General features: G+C 64.4%; 20 protein-coding genes. 9 read left to right on the plus strand and 11 right to left on the minus strand.

Annotated features, from left to right (window positions below; translation table 11 throughout):
* Positions 1-127 precede the first annotated feature (127 nt).
* From JQ597_RS21730 to topA, 3 genes are read right to left on the minus strand one after another with little or no spacing between them, the layout of a single operon-like run.
* A complete protein-coding gene (locus tag JQ597_RS21730; RefSeq protein ID WP_211996023.1) occupies positions 128-568 on the minus strand; it encodes a DUF983 domain-containing protein in 441 nt (146 codons plus the stop codon).
* Entirely contained in the window at positions 556-2895 is a 2340-nt protein-coding gene (gene rnr, locus JQ597_RS21735; protein ID WP_212266270.1) for a ribonuclease R, read from the minus strand. Before rnr ends, JQ597_RS21730 begins: the two co-directional genes overlap by 13 nt.
* Entirely contained in the window at positions 2896-5658 is a 2763-nt protein-coding gene (gene topA, locus JQ597_RS21740; RefSeq protein WP_212266272.1) for a type I DNA topoisomerase, read from the minus strand. It lies immediately after the preceding gene.
* 328 nt (positions 5659-5986) lie between these two features.
* Here topA and JQ597_RS21745 point away from each other — a divergent pair, with 328 nt between their 5' ends.
* Positions 5987-6130 (plus strand): hypothetical protein, encoded by a 144-nt coding sequence (locus tag JQ597_RS21745; protein ID WP_192733705.1) that lies wholly within the window; start codon positions 5987-5989, stop codon positions 6128-6130.
* A 12-nt stretch (positions 6131-6142) separates the two neighbouring features.
* Here JQ597_RS21745 and JQ597_RS21750 read toward each other — a convergent pair whose 3' ends face one another.
* A complete protein-coding gene (locus JQ597_RS21750; RefSeq protein ID WP_212266274.1) occupies positions 6143-6628 on the minus strand; it encodes a winged helix-turn-helix transcriptional regulator in 486 nt (161 codons plus the stop codon).
* A 163-nt stretch (positions 6629-6791) separates the two neighbouring features.
* Between JQ597_RS21750 and JQ597_RS21755 the strand changes: the two genes are divergently transcribed.
* Positions 6792-7565, plus strand: a complete 774-nt coding sequence (locus JQ597_RS21755; protein WP_212266276.1) for a glucose 1-dehydrogenase — start codon at positions 6792-6794, stop codon at positions 7563-7565.
* Positions 7566-7727: 162 nt separating this feature from the next.
* Positions 7728-7868, plus strand: coding sequence for a hypothetical protein (locus JQ597_RS21760; RefSeq protein WP_212266344.1), 141 nt, complete (start codon positions 7728-7730; stop codon positions 7866-7868).
* Between the two features lie 154 nt (positions 7869-8022).
* Here JQ597_RS21760 and JQ597_RS21765 read toward each other — a convergent pair whose 3' ends face one another.
* The gene (locus tag JQ597_RS21765) at positions 8023-8631 is read right to left on the minus strand and encodes an FMN-dependent NADH-azoreductase (RefSeq protein WP_212266278.1); all 609 of its coding nucleotides are present in this window, start codon (positions 8629-8631) and stop codon (positions 8023-8025) included.
* Between the two features lie 96 nt (positions 8632-8727).
* Between JQ597_RS21765 and JQ597_RS21770 the strand changes: the two genes are divergently transcribed.
* On the plus strand, positions 8728-9126 hold the full coding sequence (locus JQ597_RS21770; protein WP_212266280.1) for a winged helix-turn-helix transcriptional regulator: 399 nt from the start codon (positions 8728-8730) through the stop codon (positions 9124-9126).
* On the opposite strand, the gene dprA is transcribed toward JQ597_RS21770, so the two are convergent.
* A complete protein-coding gene (dprA, locus tag JQ597_RS21775) occupies positions 9123-10241 on the minus strand; it encodes a DNA-processing protein DprA (RefSeq protein WP_212266282.1) in 1119 nt (372 codons plus the stop codon). The two genes, JQ597_RS21770 and dprA, sit on opposite strands and share 4 nt — an antisense overlap.
* Positions 10242-10370: 129 nt before the next feature.
* Between dprA and JQ597_RS21780 the strand changes: the two genes are divergently transcribed.
* Positions 10371-11612 (plus strand): amidase, encoded by a 1242-nt coding sequence (locus JQ597_RS21780; RefSeq protein ID WP_212266284.1) that lies wholly within the window; start codon positions 10371-10373, stop codon positions 11610-11612.
* Between the two features lie 2 nt (positions 11613-11614).
* On the opposite strand, the gene plsY is transcribed toward JQ597_RS21780, so the two are convergent.
* The 3 genes from plsY to JQ597_RS21795 form a co-directional block, all read right to left on the minus strand.
* Positions 11615-12208, minus strand: coding sequence for a glycerol-3-phosphate 1-O-acyltransferase PlsY (plsY, locus tag JQ597_RS21785; protein WP_212266286.1), 594 nt, complete (start codon positions 12206-12208; stop codon positions 11615-11617).
* A gap of 89 nt (positions 12209-12297) precedes the next feature.
* Positions 12298-13599: a dihydroorotase gene (locus JQ597_RS21790; protein WP_192733698.1), complete on the minus strand. Its 1302-nt coding sequence runs from the start codon at positions 13597-13599 to the stop codon at positions 12298-12300.
* Position 13600: 1 nt separating this feature from the next.
* On the minus strand, positions 13601-14554 hold the full coding sequence (locus JQ597_RS21795) for an aspartate carbamoyltransferase catalytic subunit (RefSeq protein WP_192733697.1): 954 nt from the start codon (positions 14552-14554) through the stop codon (positions 13601-13603).
* Positions 14555-14695: 141 nt separating this feature from the next.
* On the opposite strand from JQ597_RS21795, the gene JQ597_RS21800 reads away from it, so the two are divergent.
* The 4 genes from JQ597_RS21800 to JQ597_RS21815 are packed head-to-tail and all read left to right on the plus strand — an operon-like array spanning position 14696 to position 18732.
* A complete protein-coding gene (locus JQ597_RS21800; protein WP_212266288.1) occupies positions 14696-15460 on the plus strand; it encodes a M15 family metallopeptidase in 765 nt (254 codons plus the stop codon).
* Between the two features lie 19 nt (positions 15461-15479).
* On the plus strand, positions 15480-17123 hold the full coding sequence (locus tag JQ597_RS21805; protein ID WP_212266290.1) for an isovaleryl-CoA dehydrogenase: 1644 nt from the start codon (positions 15480-15482) through the stop codon (positions 17121-17123).
* 10 nt (positions 17124-17133) lie between these two features.
* Positions 17134-17904: a CPBP family intramembrane glutamic endopeptidase gene (locus JQ597_RS21810; protein WP_212266292.1), complete on the plus strand. Its 771-nt coding sequence runs from the start codon at positions 17134-17136 to the stop codon at positions 17902-17904.
* 54 nt (positions 17905-17958) lie between these two features.
* Positions 17959-18732 carry a CPBP family intramembrane glutamic endopeptidase gene (locus JQ597_RS21815; RefSeq protein WP_212266293.1) on the plus strand — a complete coding sequence of 258 codons (774 nt, stop codon included), beginning with the start codon at positions 17959-17961 and terminating at the stop codon, positions 18730-18732.
* A 2-nt stretch (positions 18733-18734) separates the two neighbouring features.
* Here JQ597_RS21815 and JQ597_RS21820 read toward each other — a convergent pair whose 3' ends face one another.
* Together JQ597_RS21820 and ruvX are read right to left on the minus strand one after the other, a co-directional pair.
* A complete protein-coding gene (locus JQ597_RS21820; protein ID WP_212266295.1) occupies positions 18735-19658 on the minus strand; it encodes an AEC family transporter in 924 nt (307 codons plus the stop codon).
* 2 nt (positions 19659-19660) lie between these two features.
* Positions 19661-20143 (minus strand): Holliday junction resolvase RuvX, encoded by a 483-nt coding sequence (gene ruvX / locus JQ597_RS21825; RefSeq protein ID WP_212266297.1) that lies wholly within the window; start codon positions 20141-20143, stop codon positions 19661-19663.
* Positions 20144-20204: the final 61 nt, after the last annotated feature.

Consider the following 20204-nt stretch of genomic DNA (forward strand, 5'->3'; position numbering starts at 1 on the left):
AGTCTCTTGTTGTTCTTGGTTTAGGCAGAGCGTTTTCGAGCGAAGTGGATACCGGTTCGCGTGAAGAAAACGCGTCAGAATAAGAACCTAGAGCTTCGGTTCTGATGCAATCAGAACCGATTATGCTCTAGACCGGCGGAATGTCGCTAGGGGCATTTTCGTCAAAGCCATGCATGCGCAGCGCCCATTGGAAGCCGACCACGGCGCCCTTGACGGGTTGCAGCAGCAACAGCGACGAGAGGAAGGTGAAGGGCAGGTAGATCGCCATCTGCAGCCAGATCGCCGGCGAATAATTGGTTTCCACCCACAGCACGACCGGTACCACGATGTGGCCGACGATGACGATCACGAGATAGGCCGGCAGATCGTCGGCGCGGTGCGGCGTGTAATCGAGCCCGCAGGTCTTGCAATGGTCGTCGACCTTCAGGAACGCCCGAAACAGCTTGCCTTCGCCGCAACGCGGGCAACGGCACATGAAGCCGCGCTTCATCGCGGTCCAGAGATCACGCTTTTCGCCCTTCACGGATTCCCTGGTCCAGACTGTCGTCGCGGGGTTCACCGTTTCCATGACTTGCCTCTCTTCGATTTGCCGGGCTTGCCTTTACCGGACTTGCTATCCTTCGGATGCGGGCTGCGGCCCGGACGCGTCTTCGATGACGTGACCGGCGGTTTCGAACCTTCGCGGCGGCCGCCTTGTTTTCTGCCGCGCGGAATGACCTTGCCTTCAGATAGTAACTCGAACCGCAGCGCGCCAGCTACAGGTGCTGCTTCTACCAGACGTACGTCGACAACGTCCCCCAGCCGGTGCATGGCACCGCTGCGTGAGCCGACGAGCGCATGGCGCGTCTCGTCATAGTTGAAGTATTCGGTTCCGAGCGTGCGGATCGGGATCAGCCCGTCGGCGCCGGTATCAGACAACTTCACAAACAGTCCGGCGCGGGTGACGCCGGAAATGCGGCCCTGGAACGTCGCACCGATGCGGTCAGCGAGGAAATGCGCGATCAGCCGGTCGGCGGTCTCGCGCTCGGCCTTCATGGCGCGGCGTTCAGTGACCGATATCTGTGCGGCGACTTCGCTCAGCGTTTCCAGCGTTTCGGTGTCCGGCAGCGCGCCTTCGCCGAGGCCGAGCGCGCGGATCAGCGCGCGATGCACGATCAAATCGGCGTATCGCCTGATCGGGGAGGTGAAATGCGCATAGCGCCGCAGGTTCAGGCCGAAATGGCCATAATTCTCCGCCGAATATTCCGCCTGCGCCTGCGAGCGCAGCACCACTTCATTGACCAGCGGCTCATAGTCCTCGCCGCGGACCTGGCCGAGCACGCGATTGAACAGGGCGGGGCGCAACGCACCAGCTTTCGCAAACGGCAGGTCGAGCGTCTTCAGGAATTCCTGCAGGTTATGAACCTTCTCCTGGCTCGGCTCGTCGTGCACGCGGTAGATCAGCGGCAGCGCCTTCTTCTCCAGCATTTCGGCAGCGGCGACGTTGGCGAGGATCATGAACTCCTCGATCAGTTTATGCGCATCCAGCCGCTCCGGCACGATGACGCGGTCGACGGTGCCGTCGGGCTTGAGCAGGATTTTTCGCTCGGGCAGATCGAGATCCAAGGGATCACGCTCGTCACGCGCCAGCTTTACCAGTGCATAGGCCGTATAGAGCGGTTTGAGGATCGGTTCGAGCAGGGGGCTAGTCGTGTCGTCGGGGCGGCCGTCGATTGCGGCCTGCGCCTGCGCATAGTTCAACTTGGCGGCGGAACGCATCAGCACCCGGTGAAAACTGTGCGAGCGCTTGCGGCCGTCAGGTCCGATCACCATCCGCACCGCGAGCGCGCCGCGCGGCTCGCCCGGCACCAGCGAGCACAGATCGTTGGAGATGCGCTCGGGCAGCATCGGCACCACGCGGTCCGGGAAATACACCGAATTGCCGCGCGTCAGCGCGTCGCGATCGAGCGCCGAGGCCGGCCGCACATAGAACGCGACATCGGCGATCGCGACATGGACGATGTAGCCGCCCCTGTTGTTCGGATCGTCATCGGGTGCGGCATGAACGGCGTCGTCATGGTCCTTGGCGTCGGGCGGATCGATGGTGACGAGCGGTACTTCGCGCCAGTCCTCGCGACCCTTGAGTATCGCCGGCTTTGCCTCCTCGGCTTCGTGCAACGCGGATGGTGTGAAGGCTTGCGGAATGTCGTGGGCGTGGATCGCGATCAGGCTGACCGCTTTCTCGGTCGCGAGCGAACCGAGCCGCTCCTTTACCTTGCCGGACGCCAGGCCGTAGCCGCGCGTCCGCACGAGATCGACGCTGACGAGATCGCCATCCTCGGCGCCGCCGGTGTCTGAGCTTGCGATGTTCAATTCGCGCCCGGCCTGCTTCTTGTCGACCGGCACCATCCTTCCGCCGCCATTGGGCAGCTTTCGAAAAATGCCGAGCAGGCGGGTGCGGGCGTGGTCGATGACCTTGATGACGCGTCCGCGATAGGGCGTGCCAGCGGTGTCGTCGGTCTTTTCGACGCGGAGCAGCGCGCGGTCGCCGACCCCGGCGGCGGTGCCCGGTTGCGGACGACGCGGAACATGGATGCGGATCTTCGGCGCCGCGCCGAATTCCTCTTCATCCCATTCGGTGGGGGTGGCGAGCAGCTCGCCGTCGGTATCGCGGCCGGTGATGTCGGCCATCACGGTCGGCGGCAGCGCGGCGGGCTCGAGAACCTTGCGGCCGCGCTTGGCGATGGTGCCTTCGTCGGCGAGTTCGCGCAGGATTCGCTTCAGCTCGACGCGGTCGGCATTCTTCAGGCCGAACTCGCGGGCGATCTCGCGGGTGCCGATCTTGCCTGGATTCGCACGGATGAAGGCAACGATGGCGTCCCGGGCCGGAAAACCATTGTCGTGTTTGCTCTTCACTTATCCCCGGGCCTTGCCCGCGCTTTTCTTCGCAGGCGTTTTGGGTGCTGCTGCAGGCTTTGCTGCTGAGGTCTTTGCCGCAGACGCGACCGGCGCGCGCGCCTTGCTGACGGCTTCCGATTTCGGTTTTGCGGCGGCCTTCTTCACCGCGGCCTTCTTGGCGGGTTTTGGCGCGTCGGGATCAACGGGCGCCTTGGCCTTGGCGGCTTTCTTCGGTGCGGCTTTCTTCGCGCCACGCTTCGGCTTGCCGCCGCCCTTGGCCGCGCGTTCGTCGATCAAAGCGATGGCTTCGGCGAGCGTAATCGTGTCCGGCGTCTTGTCGCTCGGGATCGTGGCGTTGACGCCGCCGGCGGTCACGTAAGCGCCGTAGCGGCCGTTCTTCACGGCGACACCGCCGAGGCTCGGGTGCTCCCCGATCGGCTTGCCCGGATCGGCGCCGAAGCGGCGGCCGCTCGGACCCTTCAAGATCTTTTCGGCGATCAGCGTCACGGCGCGATTGAGGCCGATGTCGAACACCTCGTCGCCGGCCTCCAGGCTCGCATAGGTCTTTTCGTGGCGCACGAACGGACCGAAGCGGCCGATACCGGCGGTGATCGGCTCGCCGGTTTCCGGATGTTTTCCAATTTCGCGCGGCAAAGACAGAAGCTTCAGGGCCAGTTCCAATTCCATATCGCCGGGCGACATGTTCTTCGGGATACCGGCGCGCCGGGGCTTTTCACCCTCGGCATAATCCTTCTGCTCGCCGAGCTGGATGTAGGGACCGAAGCGGCCGGCCTTCACCGTAACATCGAGATCGGTCGCGGGGTCCTTGCCCAGAACGCGGTCGGCGCTTGCCTCGCTGTCGGCCGCGAGCGGGCGGGTGTAGCGGCATTCCGGATAATTCGAGCAGCCGACGAAGGCGCCGAACTTGCCGGCTTTCAGGTTGAGCTTGCCGGTGCCGCAGGTCGGGCACTGCCGGACATCGCCGCCATCCGCGCGCGGCGGATAGATGTGCGGGCCGAGCATGTCGTCGAGCGCATCGAGCACTTCGGAGACGCGAATATCCTTGATGTCGTTGACCGCGCCGGCGAAGCCGGTCCAGAAATCCTTCAGCACCTGCTGCCAGGAAATCTCGTTGTTGGAGATGCGGTCGAGCTGCTCTTCCAGATTGGCGGTGAAGTCGTACTCGACATAGCGCGCAAAGAAATTTTCCAGGAACGCGACCACGACGCGTCCCTTGTCCTCGCCATGCAGCCGCTTCTTGTCCAGCTTGACGTAGCCGCGGTCCTTCAGCACCTGCAGGATCGAGGCGTAGGTCGAGGGACGGCCGATGCCGAGCTCTTCCATGCGCTTGACCAGCGATGCCTCGGAGAAGCGTGGCGGCGGTTCGGTGAAATGCTGGGTGACGGCGAGGTCCTGCCGCTTGAGCGCTTCGCCCTGGCTCATGGCGGGGAGGCGGCGGCTGTCCTCATCGTCGGCGTCGTCGTCCTTGCCTTCCTGATAGAGTGCGAGGAAGCCGTCGAACTTCACCACCTGGCCGCTGGCGCGCAGGTCCAGCACGCGTGAGCCGGCCTTGGCTGATATGTCGACGGTGGTGCGTTCCAGTTCGGCGGATTCCATCTGGCTCGCGATGGTGCGGATCCAGATCAGCTCATAGAGCTTGGCCTGATCGGTATCGAGACGCCGCCGCATTTCGGTCGGACGGCGCGACATGTCGGTCGGGCGGATCGCTTCATGGGCTTCCTGGGCGTTCTTGGCCTTGGTCTGGTATTGCCGCGGCGCTTCCGGCACATAGGCGTTGCCGTAATCCTCGCCGATCACCTTGCGCGCCTGCGTGATGGCCGAGCCGTCGATCTGCACGCCGTCGGTACGCATATAGGTGATGAGACCGGTGGTCTCGCCGCCGATGTCGATGCCTTCATACAGGCGCTGCGCGATCCGCATCGTATGCGCCGGCGCAAAGCCGAGCTTGCGGCTGGCTTCCTGCTGCAGCGTCGAGGTGGTGAAGGGGGCTTGCGGATTGCGGCGGGCGGGCTTGGCTTCAACGGTCGAGACCGTGAAGTTGGAGGCCTCGATCGCTTTTTTGAGGTCTTCGGCTTCAGCGCCGGTGCCGATGTCGAGGCGCTGGATCTTCTTGCCGTCGGCGCCGACCAGCCGCGCCTCGAACGTGTCGCCGCGCGGCGTCGTCAACGTTGCTACCAGCGACCAGTATTCGCGGGGCACGAATTTTTCGATTTCGAGTTCGCGGTCGCAAACCAGCCGCAACGCTACCGACTGCACGCGGCCGGCCGAGCGGGCGCCCGGCAGTTTGCGCCACAGCACCGGCGACAGCGTGAAGCCGACCAGATAGTCCAGCGCCCGGCGCGCCATATAGGCGTCGACCAGCGCGCCATCGATCTGGCGCGGCGACTTCATCGCATCGGTCACCGCCTGCTTGGTGATGGCGTTGAACACCACGCGCTCGATCTTGTGGTCCTTCAGCGCGCGCTTTTCCTTCAGCACTTCGAGCACGTGCCAGGAGATCGCTTCGCCCTCGCGATCAGGGTCGGTTGCGAGAATCAGCCGGTCGGCGCCCTTCAGGGCCTTGGCGATATCGTTGAGCCGGCCGGCCGCCTTGGGGTCGATCTCCCAGATCATCTGAAAATTGGCGTCCGGATCGACCGATCCGTTCTTGGCGGGGAGGTCGCGAACATGGCCGAACGAGGCCAGAACCTCATAGGAGGCGCCCAAATATTTGTTGATCGTCTTGGCTTTCGCCGGCGACTCCACAATGACGATATTCATGTCATTCCAATAGCTTACGGGAAAAGATTAAGGCCGGTTCCGCGAGACTCGCGACCGCCGTTTCGACCCGAACATGGGTGGTGAGGCGGCCCCTGTCAAATCGACAGATTCTGAGCAGGGGCCTTTGAAGTGCGACTTTATATCTGAAAAGTTGCGAAATGCGTCCTAGAGTTGCGCCCGCAAAGGGGTTATTCCTTGTCCATACTGCATGGGATTGGGTGCATTTTTTTTGAGCAAGGCAGGGGGCGGCCGGAAGCGCACCGCTTCGGGCAGGAATCGGCGATCGCCAGAGGTTGAATCAGGTGAGGAGGGCGGCCCCGACGAGGCCGTGGCCTTCATCGCGGAGACCGTTGCCGAATTGACAAAACTCGCCGAGCGCCACCGGCTTGAGGTCCTCAGCCATTTGCTCGGGATGGCGCTGCTGGAAGCCCAAGAGCACCTGCGGCTGCGGAGCAAGCGCAAGCTGTCGTGAGCAGCCTTCTGTTCAGGCCGAAATAGACCTGAGCTTCCGTGATGACTTGGCGCCCGGGCGCGGCTTGAGCGCGGTATCGGCCGCGGTCAATAGCCGCCCGTCTTGCGAATAGAGTTCGAGCTTGCGAACGGGGCGTCCCTTTTCCTTGTCGACCAGGATGGTGGCGATCTCGTCGGGATGATCGTCGAATTCCTCGCTCCACTGGCGCAAAGCTACCAGGATCGGAAACACGCCGCGGCCTTTCGGCGTCAGCAGATATTCCTGATAGGCGCTGCCGTCGGAGGCGGGGGCCATTTTGAGGATGCCCTGATCGACCAGCGCGCGCAGCCGCACGGTCAGGATATTCTTTGCGAGCCCGAGACCTTTCTGGAATTCGCCGAAGCGGCGGCTGCCGAATAGCGCCTCGCGGATAATCAGCAGCGACCACCAGTCGCCGATCGCGTCCAGTGAGCGCGCGATCGGGCAATCGTCGTTCTCGAAGCTCGTGCGTTTCACCATGGCGATCTCCGCGGATTCTTTGTTTGACGCGTTCTCTTCACGCGAACCGGACTCCACTTCGCTCGAAAACGCTTTGGATGATCACAGCCTTGTGTAGTTGCATTATAAAACCAGATGGCCTAGATGGCAACTTAGTTTAATAATGCAACCATCGGAGGCTCCCGTGAGACTGGCGAACAAGACGGCGTTCATTACTGGCGGAAACAGCGGCATCGGACTTGCGACGGCCAAGCTGTTCGTGGCGGAGGGGGCGCGGGTCGCCATCACCGGGCGCAACAAGGAGACGCTGGAGGCCGCCGCCAGAGAACTCGGGCCAAATGCGCTTGCGATCGTCGCCGACGCCACCGACATCGCCGCGACCGAGGCTGCGATCAAGCAGGCGGTTGGGAAATTCGGCAAGCTCGACGTCGTGTTCGCCAATGCCGGCATTGCCGGCGGCACGCCGCTTGGATCAGCCACGCTCGAAACCTTTGAGAAGGTCATCGGTACCAACATCACGGCGGTGTTCTTCACCGTGCAGGCAGCGGTACCGCATCTCAATGATGGCGCCTCAATCATCCTGAACGGCTCGGTGATTTCGGTGCTCGGCAATCCCGGCTACTCCGCCTACGCGGCAAGCAAGGCCGGCGTGCGCGCGATGGCGCGGGTGATGGCGTCCGAACTGTCGCCGCGCAATATCCGCGTCAACGTGGTCTCGCCGGGTGCGATCCGCACCCCGATCTGGGGCGCGGCACTGGCGACCCCCGAAGCCGAAAAGGCGTTCGAGAAGCGCATCGGCGCCACCACGCCGCTCGGCCGCATCGGCGAACCCGATCACATTTCGAAGACGGTGCTGTTCCTGGCCTCCGACGATGCGGCGCATATCCAGGGGCAGGAATTGTTCGTCGACGGGGGTGCTACGGCCTCGCCAAGCGGCGCGCCGATCTATCGGGGGTAGGGGCGAATTTCCCGGCAATATCGAAGCCGGCCGGCGGGACGCTGGCCGGCTCCCGTGTCACCTGCGGCGGATTGGCGCTGAGCCAGAACGCGCATTGAACCATGCGTGCAACTGCTTGAGATTTCGAGGACGTTTCGTAAACAACAACCGGTGAGCCCAGTCGTGCCCAAGACCACTGGCATCTCCTCGACCCCGGCGGAAAACTCGGACACCGCGCAATTTGTTTCAGTCGCGCTGTTTTCGGGTGTCGGTCTCCTGGCCTCCTTGATTGTCGTGATCCTGCGCATCAACGGCATTTTCTGATTGGAGCGGCTGCCGTCGCGCACCTAGAGCGTTTTCCAGCGAAGTGGATACCGGTTCGCGTCAAGAAAACGCGTCAAAACAAGAATCTAGAGCCCCGTTCCGATTCCACCGGAACGGAAAAGGCTCTGGTGACGGCAACCGCTCACGCATCAACTCAGGCTGCGTTCAGATTGCCCGCGGCTTTCAGCGCGCCGGCGACGGCTTTTTCGCGATGCTCAGGACCGACCTGGATTCCGTCGGCGGAGATGAATTCGGGATTGGCGATGCCGATGAAGCCGAACACCCAGCGCAAATAGGTCTCCAGGTGCTCGCCGACGGCGGCCGGCGTGCCCGGGCCGTAAAATCCGCCGCGCGAGATCGCGACGATGACCCGCTTGTTGCCGGCCAGACCTTCGACACCCTGTGCGCTGTATTTGAACGTCTTGCCCGCCACCAATATGCGATCGATCCAGGCCTTGAGCTGGCTCGGAATGGTGAAATTGTACATGGGCGCGCCGAGCACGACGATGTCGGTGGCGAGAAACTCTTCCAGCACCGCCTGGCCGGCGGCGAGGTCCGGCTGCAGCGATGCCTCGGGCGTGGCGCCCTGGCCGGCCGCGAGGTGCGAGCCCGACAGATGCGCCAGCGGCGTCAGGGTCAGGTCGCGGTAACTGACGTGAAGGCCGGGGGTGGATTGGCGCAGCCGCTCCACGATGGCGGCGGAAACCTGGCGGCTGACGGAGTGGGGGCCGAGGACGCTGGAGTCGATATGCAGAAGTTTCATTTGGGTCACCCTTGGTATTGATTTGTAACTAGCGCTATATGAGTGACTGTCCTAGAACCCCGCAAGAACGCACATTTTTGAAACCCGAGCACATCCATGAGACCCGAGCACATCAATGTGCCTGTCCTGCCGCCCAGCGCTCACGAGAGCAGCGACTGCCGTGGCGTGGCCTCGATCCTGGCGCGGGTCGGCGACAAATGGAGCGTGTTCGTCATCATGATGCTCGGTGGCGGGCCGCTGCGCTTCAACGAACTCAAGCGCATGGTGGGGGGCATCTCGCAACGCATGCTGACGTTGACGCTGCGCGGCCTGGAGCGGGACGGCCTCGTCACGCGAACCGTCTTCCCGACGATTCCGCCGCGCGTTGATTATGAATTGACCGATCTCGGCCGCGGGCTGTCGAAGCCGGTCGAGGCGCTCGGCAAATGGGCTTTTGATCACCGGGTCGAGATCGAAAGCGCGCGCGCCAAGTTCGACGGGAAAAATTCCAACTAGATCAGCGAAACCAGTCCGCCGCCGTGGCGCTCCAGCCGTCCGGCGAGCTCGAGCTCGAGCAGCACGGACCGGACGATCGCGGGCGAGGCGTCCGACATCCGGATCAGATCGTCGAGGCTGATCGGGCTTGGTCCGAGCAGGTCGATGATGCGCTTGCGTTCGCTGGCGCCCGCGTCGAAATCCAGCGGCTCGCCGTCGGGCTCGCGCACTTCAATTGCGACCGGGCGCTCCATGATCGGCGCGACTGCGTTGATCACGTCGGTCGCTTCCGTGGTCAGCGTCGCCCCCTGTTTGATCAGGTCGTTGGTGCCGGCGGCGCGGGGATCGAGCGGCGAGCCGGGGACCGCAAAAACTTCGCGGCCCTGTTCGGCGGCCATCCGCGCCGTGATCAGCGATCCCGAGCGGTGGGCGGCTTCGACCACGACGACGCCGAGCGAAGCGCCGGAGATCAGGCGATTGCGGCGCGGAAAATCGCGGGCGCGGGGCACGTGGCCAAGCGGCATTTCGGAAATCGCGCTGCCTTGTTCGAGCAATGCGGCCAGCAGGTCCTCATGCTCGGGCGGATAGATCCGGTCATGGCCACCGGCCAGCACCGCAACCGTGCCGCTCGCAACCGTTGCCCGATGCGCGGCCTGGTCGATGCCGCGCGCCAAGCCGGAGATAACGACAAAACCGGCTTCGCCGAGGTCGCGCGCGATCTGGCCCGCGAATTTCAATCCGGCGCCGGAGGCATTGCGCGAACCGACGATCGCGATCATCGGCCGCATCATCACCTCGGGCGCGCCGCGGACGCCAAGCAGCGGCGGCGCATCGTCCAGCGTGGCCAGCCGCGGCGGGTAGCCGGCTTCACCGGGCGCGACGAGAGCTATGCCGATCTTTCGGCCAGCCGCGAGTTCACCCCGCGCGTCGTCCTCGCTGCAGATGCGCCCCGGTCCTGACGCGCCGCCCCGCCGCGCCAGATCGGGCAGCCGCTCCAGCGCGGCGCGGGCGCTGCCGAAATGGCGGAGCAGGGAAGCGAAGGTGCGTGGGCCGACATTGTCGGAGCGAATGAGCCGCAACCGGTCGATCCGCTCGGAATCGGTGAGGTGGGGCGCGCTGGGCGTACGGTCATGCATGTCGGTGCAGCTTTGCCCAACCGGAGATTGCAATCAACACCTGTTCTCACGGCTGCCATGCCCGCCGATGCGTTGCCCCGTTCCGGTCGGCTCCGTAAAACCCGTTGGTCCGCCGCAGGAGTAATGTCCATGATCTCGCTCGCCGACCTTCAACGCCGTATCGCGCAGGGTGATCTTTCCGCGGATGCCGCGATTGCCCAGTCGCTGGAGGCGATCGGCGCGCAGGAGAAAGCGATCGGCGCCTTCGTCTGCCATGATCCGAACATCCGCGCTGAGAACGCCGGGCCGTTGCGCGGCGTCGCCGTCGGCATCAAGGACATCATGGATACCGCTGATTTTCCGACCGAGATGGGCTCATCGATCTACAAGGGATTTCGATCGCGCGGAGATGCGGCTGTCGTGATGGCGCTGAAGGCGGCAGGGGCCAGCATCGTCGGCAAGACCACGACGACGGCGTTCGCATCGTCAGATCCGACCGCGACGCTCAACCCGCGCAACACGGCGCACACGCCGGGTGGATCATCGGCAGGCTCGGCGGCGGCGGTCGCGGCCGGCATGATCCCGTTGGCGCTGGGCACGCAGACCGGTGGCTCGGTGATCCGGCCGGCCTCGTTCTGCGGCTGTGCCGCGATCAAGCCGTCCTACCGCCTGCTGCCGACCGTCGGCGTGAAGTGTTATTCGTGGACGCTGGACACCGTTGGTTTGTTCGCCGCCGGTGTTCGCGACGTTGCGCACGGCCTTGCGGCGATGACGGGCCGGGATGAATTTTTGCCGCAGGCGTCAGTGCCGACGCCGCGTATCGGCGTCGTGACCCAGGACTTTGCCGGTGCACCGGAGGCCGAAGGCGCCGAGGCACTGCAGATCGCCGCCAAGGCTGCGGAACGGGCAGGGGCATCCGTGCGCACGCTGGCGATGCCGGAGATCGTAGCCGAAGCATGGCGTGAGCATCCGACGGTGCAGGAATTCGAAGCGCATCAGGCGCTCGCCTGGGAATACCGCGTGCATTACGACGCTGTCGCGCCGAACCTGCGTGGACGGCTGGACGAAAGCAAGGGCATGCTGCCTGCCGCCTATGACGGGGCGATGCAAGTTACACGTCAGGCCAGAATCGCGCTGGCAAAAGTTTTAGAAGACGTCGACGTGCTGCTGGCCATATCAGCCCCGGGTGCAGCACCGGCGGGATTGGGCTCGACGGGCGACGCCCGCTACAACCGGCTGTGGACGCTGATGGGAACGCCCTGCGTCAACATTCCCGCGCATATCGCTGCCGGCGGATTGCCGGTGGGCGTGCAGGTTATCGCGCGCTATGGCGACGATGCGAAAGCGCTGGCGGCAGCGCGGTTCGTCGAGGACGCGCTGGCGCAGAAGTAGGATTATTTCGCGCCGATCCGGCTCTCAGTTCCGGTCTGCAAGCGCTTGATATTTTCGCGGTGCGCGTAGAACAGCAATAGCGTCATCACCACAAACAGCGAAGCCAGCGCCGGGTGGAGGAACCACCACAGGAACAGCGGCGTCACGAAGGCCGCGATCAATGCCGACAGCGATGAGTAGCGCGTGGTGATGGCGGTCGCGATCCACATCACGCAGAACACGACGGCCGCAGGCCAGAACAGGCCGATCAGCACGCCGATATAGGTCGCGACCCCTTTGCCGCCTTTGAACTTGAGCCAGACCGGATAGAGATGCCCCAGAAAGGCGCCGAATGCGGCCAGCATCGCGGCGTTGGGGCCGCCATAATAGCCGCAGACGACGACCGCGAGCGTGCCCTTGAGCGCGTCGCCGATCAGCGTCCCGGCGGCGAGGCTCTTGCGGCCGGTGCGAAGCACGTTGGTGGCGCCGATACTGCCGGAGCCGATCGAGCGCAGATCCTCGGTGCCGGCGAACTTGGTCAGCAACAGCCCGAATGGAATCGAGCCAAAGAAATAACCCACGAAAAACGCAACAACGAGGAATGGTTCAAACGACATCGGCGTTGCTCCCGCCGCGGAGTATTTCGCGCACGTCTTTTTTTGACGCGTTTTCTTGACGCGAACCGGTACTGCTTGAAAACGCTCTATTAGACATGTTCATAGACCGTCCGTCCGCCCACGATAGTACGCACGACGCGGCCCGAGAAGCGGGCTTCGTCGAACGGCGTATTTTTGCATTGCGATTTGAGGTCGTCGCGGTCGAGCACCCAGGGTACGTCGGCATCGATCACGACGACGTCGGCAGGGGAACCCGCGCGCAGCGAGCCGCCGGGGAGGCCCAAAATCTCGGCCGGGCGCGTCGACATCGCGCGGATCAGGGTCTTGAAGTCCATCTCGCCATTGTGGATCAGCCGCAGGCCCGCCGGCAGCATGGTCTGCAGCCCGACCGCGCCGGCGGCGGCTTCCGCGAACGGCAGTCGCTTTACTTCGACGTCCTGCGGATTGTGATCGGACATCACGACGTCGATCAGGCCGGAGGCCACGGCTGCGACCAGCGCCAGACGGTCGTCCTCGGTGCGCAGCGGCGGCGACAGTTTTAGGAACGTCCGGTAGGGACCGATGTCGTTTTCGTTCAGCGTGACGTGGTTGATCGAAACCGACGCCGAAACTGCAAGTCCCGCATCTCGCGCGCGCTTGAGGATTTCGAGCGACTCGATGCAGCTCAGTGACGCCGCGTGATAGCGCCCGCCGGTCAGCGCCACCAGGCGCATGTCGCGTTCCAGCATCACGGCCTCGGCGGCATTGGGGATCCCGACCAGGCCGAGCCTTGCGGCGAACTCGCCCTCGTTCATCACGCCTTCGCCGACCAGATCGGGGTCTTCGGTGTGGTGTACGATCAGCGCGTCGAAATCCCGCGCGTAAGTCAATGCGCGCCGCATCACCTGCGCATTGGTGACGCTGTGGGCGCCATCGGTGAAGGCGACGGCGCCGGCGGCCTTCAACAGGCCGATCTCGGTCATTTCCTCGCCGCCCATGCCCTTGGTCAGCGCCGCCATCGGGTGGATGTTGACGATCGCGGTGTCGCGCGCCCGGCGCAGCACGAAGTCGACGGTGGCCGAATTGTCGATCACCGGCGAGGTGTCCGGCTGGCAGATGATCGTGGTGATGCCGCCGGCGGCTGCCGCCTGGCTGGCGGAAGCAAAAGTTTCGCGGTGGCTGGCGCCGGGTTCGCCGACAAAGGCGCGCATGTCGATCAGCCCGGGGGCGACGACCTTGCCGGCGCAATTGACGATGTCGGTGCCTTCGGGGACGCCGGCAGCGCCGATGCCGCGCTTTGAGTCGCGGATCATGCCGTCGGCGATCAGGACATCACCGGGGCCGTCGAAGTCGCGCGAGGGGTCAACGACGCGGGCGTTGGCCAGGAGGATGGGGCGGCGATCGGTCAGCATGTCAGGCGTTCGGCAGGTTGCGGGCGAGTGCTTCCAGCACCGCCATCCGCACCGCCACTCCCATTTCGACCTGTTCGCGGATCAGCGATTGCGCGCCGTCCGCTACGAATGAATCAATTTCCACGCCGCGGTTCATCGGACCGGGGTGCATCACCAGCGCGTCGGGTTTTGCGTAGGCGAGCTTCTTCTGGTCGAGACCGAAATAGTGGAAGTACTCGCCGGACGACGGCACGAACGAGCCGTTCATGCGCTCGCGCTGCAGCCGCAGCATCATGACGATGTCGGCGCCGTTGAGGCCCTCGCGCATGTCGCGCGCCACCTCGACGCCCATCCGCTCGATGCCGCGCGGCAACAGCGTGGAGGGCGCCACCACGCGGACGCGGGCGCCCATGGTGTTGAGCAGCAGGATATTGGAGCGGGCGACGCGGGAATGCATCACGTCGCCGCAGATCGCGATCACAAGGCCTTCCAGCCGGCCTTTGTTGCGGCGGATCGTTAGCGCGTCGAGTAGCGCCTGGGTTGGATGCTCGTGGCTGCCGTCGCCGGCATTGATCACGGAACCGTCAACCTTGCGCGCCAAAAGTTCCACCGCACCCGAGGCGTGGTGGCGCACCACCAGGATGTCCGGATGCATGGCATTGAGCGTGACGGCGGTATCCATCAGCGTCTCGCCCTTGCGGATCGAGGACGAGGACACCGACATGTTCATGACGTCGGCGCCGAGCCGTTTGCCGGCCAGTTCGAACGAGGATTGGGTTCGGGTCGAGGCCTCGAAGAACAGGTTCACCTGGGTGCGACCGCGCAGCGAAGTGCGCTTTTTGTCTACCTGGCGGTTGAGCTCGACATATTCCTCGGAAAGGTCGAGCAGGCCGGTAATATCGGCGGCGGAAAGCCCCTCGATTCCCAGCAGATGCCGGTGACCGAGGACGAAGGTCGATTTCGATGCAGGGGTCATTAAAACGAGAGCTATAGGCAGACTTCCCATGCGGGGCAAGTGCGAATAGGGGGCTTGCGAGTTATCCCCCGGTCTGTCGCCGCGCAGGGTAAAGAGGGTTGCCGCAATTGGGCCGCGTTCAGCGCGCGGGGAAGGTGTTCGATGCAGAAATGGCAGGCCATTTTAGTGATCACATTAACCGGTCTTGGCTTGTCCAGCCCGCAGGCTGTGCGAGCACAGGCCCTGCCGGGCGGCTTCGTCTACCTGCGCGATATCGATCCCAGCATCATCCAGGACATGCGCTACGCCACGTCGAACAACTTTGTCGGCAAGCCGCTGAGGGGGTATGACGGCGCCGAATGCGTCGTGAAGCGCGAGGTCGGCCTGGCGCTGAAGAACATCCAGCAGGAACTCGCCAGGCAAAAGCTGTCGTTGAAGATGTTCGACTGCTATCGGCCGGAACGCGCGGTCGCCGACATGGTGGCGTGGTCGAAGAACGGCAAGGAGACACCTGCCGAACGCCGCTATAACCCGGCCTTCCGTAAGGCCGATTTGTTCCGCCTGGGCTATATCGCGACCCGGTCCGGACATTCGACCGGCGCCGCGCTCGATCTGACCCTGGTCGATCTGACCGCCGACAATTCCGCGAAGTTCGATTCCACCAAGGCTTACGCCGACTGCACCGCGCCTGCAGAGGCGCGCGCGCCGGAAGGCAGCGTCGATATGGGCACCGGCTATGATTGCTCGGACGTCAAATCGCATACCGCCGCCCCCTCGATCACGCCGGCGCAACGGCGATCGCGGAATGCGCTGGTCGCCGCGATGGCCCGGCAAGGGTTTGTGAACTATTCGAAGGAGTGGTGGCACTTTTCGCTGCCGGGGGTCGGCCGGCAGGCCTATGATTTCCCGATTGCGCGACGGAATTGATCCCGGAGCAAGACCCGCCATGAGCCAGGCATCATTTTCGACCCACGAGGTCTTCAATCAGTCGCCGCCGTTCGAAGATGTCGACCTGTTCGCGGCCGACCGGCCGCTGGCCGAGGCGGTAGCCGCCAATGGCGGTGGCGAGGCGAGCCGAGAACTATCCGACTTCGGCCAGCACTGGGGTTCGGCCGAAATGGCGGCGCGAGGCCGTGCTGCCAATGAGAACACCCCGAAGCTGCGGACCTTCGATTCCCGCGGCAACCGCCGCGACGAGGTCGAGTTTCACCCGGCCTATCACGAGCTGATGGCCCACTCGGCCCATGCTGGCGTGCACAATTCGACGTGGAACGCCGACGGCAAGCCGGCAGGCGGTGCTTCGGAAGTCGTGCGCGCCGCCCAATTCTACATCGCCTCGCAGGTCGAGACCGGGCATCTCTGTCCGATCACGATGACGCGCGCGTCGGTGGCGGCGCTCGCCGAGCAGCCGGATCTGCTGGCGAAGGTGATGCCGGTGCTGGCGACGCGTACCTATGATCCCGGCTTTGCGCCGTGGTGGACCAAGCGCGGCATGACGGTCGGCATGGGCATGACCGAGAAGCAGGGCGGCACCGATGTGCGCTCCAACATGACGCGCGCCGAGCGAGACGGCGATGCCTATCGCATCACCGGCCACAAATGGTTCATGTCGGCGCCGATGTGCGATGCGTTCCTGGTTCTGGCGCAGGCGGGCGGCGGCCTGAGCTGTTTCTTCATGCCGCGCTTTGCCCCCGATGGTTCCGTCAACGCGATCCGCTTCCAGCGGCTGAAGGACAAGCTCGGCAACCGCTCCAACGCCTCATCAGAAGTGGAATTCACAGGCGCCTATGCGGAGCGCATCGGTGACGAGGGCAAAGGCATCCGCACCATCATCCAGATGGTGCAGCTGACGCGGCAGGATTGCGCGATTGCCTCCGCCGGCCTGATGCGCTCGGGCCTGGCGCATGCGCTGCACCATGCAAGGCACCGCAGCGTGTTTCAGAAGCATCTCGCCGACCAGCCGCTGATGCAAGCGGTGCTGTCGGATATGGCGCTGCATGTCGAAGCCTCGATCGCGCTGGTCATGCGCCTGTGCCGGGCGTTCGACCGGGCGCCGTCAGACGCCAAAGAGGCCGCCTATATGCGGCTGCTGACGCCGGCGATCAAATACTGGGTCTGCAAGAGCGCACCGGGTTTTCTCTATGAGGCGATGGAATGCCTCGGCGGCAACGGCTACGTCGAGGAGGGCATTTTGGCGCGGCATTACCGGGAGTCGCCGGTCAACGCGATCTGGGAAGGGTCAGGCAATGTGATGTGCCTCGACGTGCTCCGGGCGCTGTCGCGCGAGGCCGAGGCGGCATCCGCCGTGTTGCACGAACTCACCGGTGAAACGCTGGGCCTGCCGGAGGCCGGCGAGGCGGTCGGTTTTATCGGCAAAGCTTTCCGCCGGCCCGACAGCGAACGGGTGGCCCGGCTGGCGGTCGAAAAACTGGCGCTGCTCGCCGCCGCGGCGGCGCTCAATGCGGTGTCGCCACGGCATGCGGAACTGTTTGCCGCCACGCGCCTTGCCGGGAATCACGCCAGCATGTACGGCGCGGTCGATCTTGCCAGCGCCGACGTCGCTGGTCTGCTGGAACGGGCGCTGCCCTGAAAGTCAGTTGATGGATTCCCTCAGCCTCCCGCAACCGCCCCCTCCCGTCGCGTCCGCCCTGCGTCCGCCCCGGATCTGGAAGTTCTGGGGCACGGCGCTGTGGGGGCTGTTCATCTTTGCCGGGATGTTCGTCGGCCAGGCCGTGGTCATCGTTTACTTCGTGTTGCGGCAAGGTTCGTGGGATCTCGCGGCGGCGATCGATGTCGTCGGCGCCGGGCTGACGATCTCGCTGTCCGTGATCATGGGAATGCCTGCGGTGCTGCTCGCAGCCTGGGTCGCGACGCGTGCCTCGCGCACGCCATTTGTTGACTATCTCGCGCTGCGCTGGACCACGTGGCAGAATTTCCTGATCGGCGCCGTCTCATTGGCCGTGCTGGTCGGCGGCTGGGACCTGCTGTCGCGTGCGCTCGGGCGCGAGGTGACGCCGGGCTTTATGGGCGACGTGCTGAAATCGGCGCAGGCCGACGGCGCGCTATGGCTGCTCGTGATCGCGTTCTGCGTCGCTGCACCGATCTCGGAGGAAATTATGGCGCGCGGTTTTCTCTACCGCGGCTGGTCGGAATCGCGCCTCGGGGTGCCCGGCGCCATCTTCCTGTCGTCGCTGGTTTGGACTTCGATGCATCTGCAGTACAGCTGGTTCTTCTTCGGTGAGGTGTTCACCATCGGCCTGCTGCTCGGCTATTTCCGCTACCGCACCGGTTCGACCTGGCTGACGATCGTACTGCACGGTCTCAACAACACGGCGGCGACCATTCAAACCTTCTGGCTCGCCGGGCAATAGCCGCGGACCTCGAACCTGACGCCGCGCCGGTGCGACCAAGGCGCGGAGGTCCCTATGTCAACGCCCGAGATTTCCGCGCCGCCCGCTTTGCCTGTTTCGCCACGTCAGCCCCGTACCTGGTATTTCTTGGGTTCGGCGGTCGTCGCGTTGCTTGCCTATGTTGCGTTCAATCTCGGCTACCTCGTGATGATGGTCGTGGTGTTCATCTGGCACGGCGATCTGGACATGACCGGGGCGCAAATCGTCGAGTTGGCGTCTCAAGGCGGCAACATCGCCGCGGGGACGATTGCCGCATGTGCCTTGGTCGTTGCCGTGCTCTGGGCCGCGATCCGGATCGCAAGGCAAGGCTTCGCGGACTATCTTGCACTTCGCTGGCCGAGCCGCGACGAACTCCTTCACGGCCTCCCAATAACCTTGGCATTCCTGCTCGCATGGCTTCTGCTTTCGTTTCTCTCGGGACATCCGATGCTTGCATTCGTGATCGACAGCTACCGCTCCGCGCAAGACGCTGGGCTGTTGTGGCTGTTGCTGATCGGCTTCTGCGTCGCGGCGCCGGTCACGGAGGAATTCGTGGTGCGTGGCCTGCTGTATCGCGGCTGGTCGCAGTCTTTTCTCGGTCCGATCGGCACGATCGTGCTGTCGTCCGCGCTGTGGGCGCTGATGCACCAGCAGTATAGCTGGTACTATATTTGCCAGATCTTCCTCGTCGGTCTGATCTTCGGGCATCTGCGACGCCGCAGCGGCTCGACCTGGCTCACCGTGATAACTCACGGCTTTTTCAACCTCGCGGTCATAGCCCATACTGCCCTGAAACTTGCGTACTTCTGATCTCACCCGACCAATGCGATCGCGATCGGCATCGTGATCGCCGCCAGAATGGTCTGCAGCGTGATGATCTGCGCCAGCAAAGGCGCATCGCCGCCCATCTGCCGGGCCAGCACATAGGCGCTGGATGAGGCCGGCACCGCCGCGCACGCGGTCACGATCGCCAGGTTCGAGCCTGACAGCCCGAACCACAGCGCCAGCGCGACGGCGATCACCGGCATCAGCACCAGCTTGAGGAACACCGCAACCGAAGCGGCAAGGCTCGGGCGGAACAGGCCTTCGAGATGCAGGCCGGCGCCGGTCACCAGCAGGCCGATCGCCAGCGAGGAGCGGCCGAGCGCGTCGGCGACGTCATGCCAGAGCTTTGGCAGGGGGAGGTGGGTGACGTTGATCAGGAGCCCGATCGCGCAGGCCCAGATCAGGGGATTGCGCACGACCGTCATGGCGATGGATCCGACCGATTGTTTTTCGGTCGAGGCGTACCGCGCGAGCACGCTGACGCTGAACACGTTGACCAAGGGGATGATGGCGACCATCGCGACCGAGGCCAGCGCCAGTCCGGCATCGCCGAACAGGCTGCCCGAGACGGCGAGCGCCACATAGGTCTGCCAGCGGATGGCGCCCTGGAACACCGAGGTGAAGGCGGGTCCGTTGACCGCGCCGCGGGCGAGCAGGGGTCGCAGCGCCAGGCACAGCAGCGACATCAGCAGCGCCGACAGCAGCAGCGCGCCGCCGACGCCTGCGACCGGGACCTTGCTGAGGTCGGCCCTCACCAGCGTCTGGATCAAGAGCACCGGAAACAGCACGTAATAGGTCAGCCGCTCCAGCCCGTGCCACTGCGTCTCCAGCCGCATCAAGCTCCGCTTCAGTATGAAGCCGAGCACGATCAGCAAGAACACCGGCAGCAGCGCCGCGACCACCACTGCCATCTTCAGCGCTCGCCGCGCAGTGTGGCGAGCCGGTCCAGCGCGCCTTGCAGGATAAAGATCGCGGCATGCTCGTCGATCACTTCGGCGCGGCGGGCCCGGCTGACGTCCATCCCGATCAGTTCGCGCTCGACGGCCGATGTTGAGAGCCGTTCGTCCCACAGGCCGATCGCCAGATCTGTGAGTTTGGAAAAATTGCGCGCAAAGGCGCGGGTCGATTGCGCGCGCGGACCTTCGCTGCCATCCATGTTGATGGGCAGGCCGAGCACGAAACCGACCGCGTTGCGCTCGCCGGCAATGGAAAGCAGCCGCGCCGCGTCGGCCTTGAAGGCTTTGCGGTGGATGGTCTCAACGCCGGTCGCCAGCCTGCGATCGGCGTTGGAAACCGCGACGCCGATGGTCTTGGTGCCGAGATCGAGGCCGACCAGCGCACCGCGCTCGGGCCAATGCGTGACCGCTTCGATCAGAGGGAGGATGAGGGCGGGCATGGACCCGCATAACACGCAGCTAGTCTGACATGCAAAGCCGGATGCGGCGTGGCGTCCATGC

Source organism: Bradyrhizobium sp. AUGA SZCCT0177, from assembly GCF_018130125.1.
In the GTDB taxonomy this organism is placed as follows: Bacteria; Pseudomonadota; Alphaproteobacteria; order Rhizobiales; family Xanthobacteraceae; genus Bradyrhizobium.

What these genes read in the sequence shown, in the direction of transcription:
- JQ597_RS21780 (WP_212266284.1), top strand. Translation starts at nt 10,371, where the DNA reads ATGATCTCGCTCGCCGACCTTCAACGCCGTATCGCGCAGGGTGATCTT.
- JQ597_RS21820 (WP_212266295.1), bottom strand. Translation starts at nt 19,658, where the DNA reads ATGGCAGTGGTGGTCGCGGCGCTGCTGCCGGTGTTCTTGCTGATCGTG.
- dprA (WP_212266282.1), bottom strand. Translation starts at nt 10,241, where the DNA reads ATGCATGACCGTACGCCCAGCGCGCCCCACCTCACCGATTCCGAGCGG.
- JQ597_RS21815 (WP_212266293.1), top strand. Translation starts at nt 17,959, where the DNA reads ATGTCAACGCCCGAGATTTCCGCGCCGCCCGCTTTGCCTGTTTCGCCA.
- JQ597_RS21770 (WP_212266280.1), top strand. Translation starts at nt 8,728, where the DNA reads ATGAGACCCGAGCACATCAATGTGCCTGTCCTGCCGCCCAGCGCTCAC.
- JQ597_RS21810 (WP_212266292.1), top strand. Translation starts at nt 17,134, where the DNA reads ATGGATTCCCTCAGCCTCCCGCAACCGCCCCCTCCCGTCGCGTCCGCC.
- ruvX (WP_212266297.1), bottom strand. Translation starts at nt 20,143, where the DNA reads ATGCCCGCCCTCATCCTCCCTCTGATCGAAGCGGTCACGCATTGGCCC.
- JQ597_RS21750 (WP_212266274.1), bottom strand. Translation starts at nt 6,628, where the DNA reads ATGGTGAAACGCACGAGCTTCGAGAACGACGATTGCCCGATCGCGCGC.
- topA (WP_212266272.1), bottom strand. Translation starts at nt 5,658, where the DNA reads ATGAATATCGTCATTGTGGAGTCGCCGGCGAAAGCCAAGACGATCAAC.
- JQ597_RS21800 (WP_212266288.1), top strand. Translation starts at nt 14,696, where the DNA reads ATGCAGAAATGGCAGGCCATTTTAGTGATCACATTAACCGGTCTTGGC.
- JQ597_RS21765 (WP_212266278.1), bottom strand. Translation starts at nt 8,631, where the DNA reads ATGAAACTTCTGCATATCGACTCCAGCGTCCTCGGCCCCCACTCCGTC.
- JQ597_RS21805 (WP_212266290.1), top strand. Translation starts at nt 15,480, where the DNA reads ATGAGCCAGGCATCATTTTCGACCCACGAGGTCTTCAATCAGTCGCCG.
- JQ597_RS21790 (WP_192733698.1), bottom strand. Translation starts at nt 13,599, where the DNA reads ATGCTGACCGATCGCCGCCCCATCCTCCTGGCCAACGCCCGCGTCGTT.
- JQ597_RS21795 (WP_192733697.1), bottom strand. Translation starts at nt 14,554, where the DNA reads ATGACCCCTGCATCGAAATCGACCTTCGTCCTCGGTCACCGGCATCTG.
- plsY (WP_212266286.1), bottom strand. Translation starts at nt 12,208, where the DNA reads ATGTCGTTTGAACCATTCCTCGTTGTTGCGTTTTTCGTGGGTTATTTC.
- JQ597_RS21730 (WP_211996023.1), bottom strand. Translation starts at nt 568, where the DNA reads ATGGAAACGGTGAACCCCGCGACGACAGTCTGGACCAGGGAATCCGTG.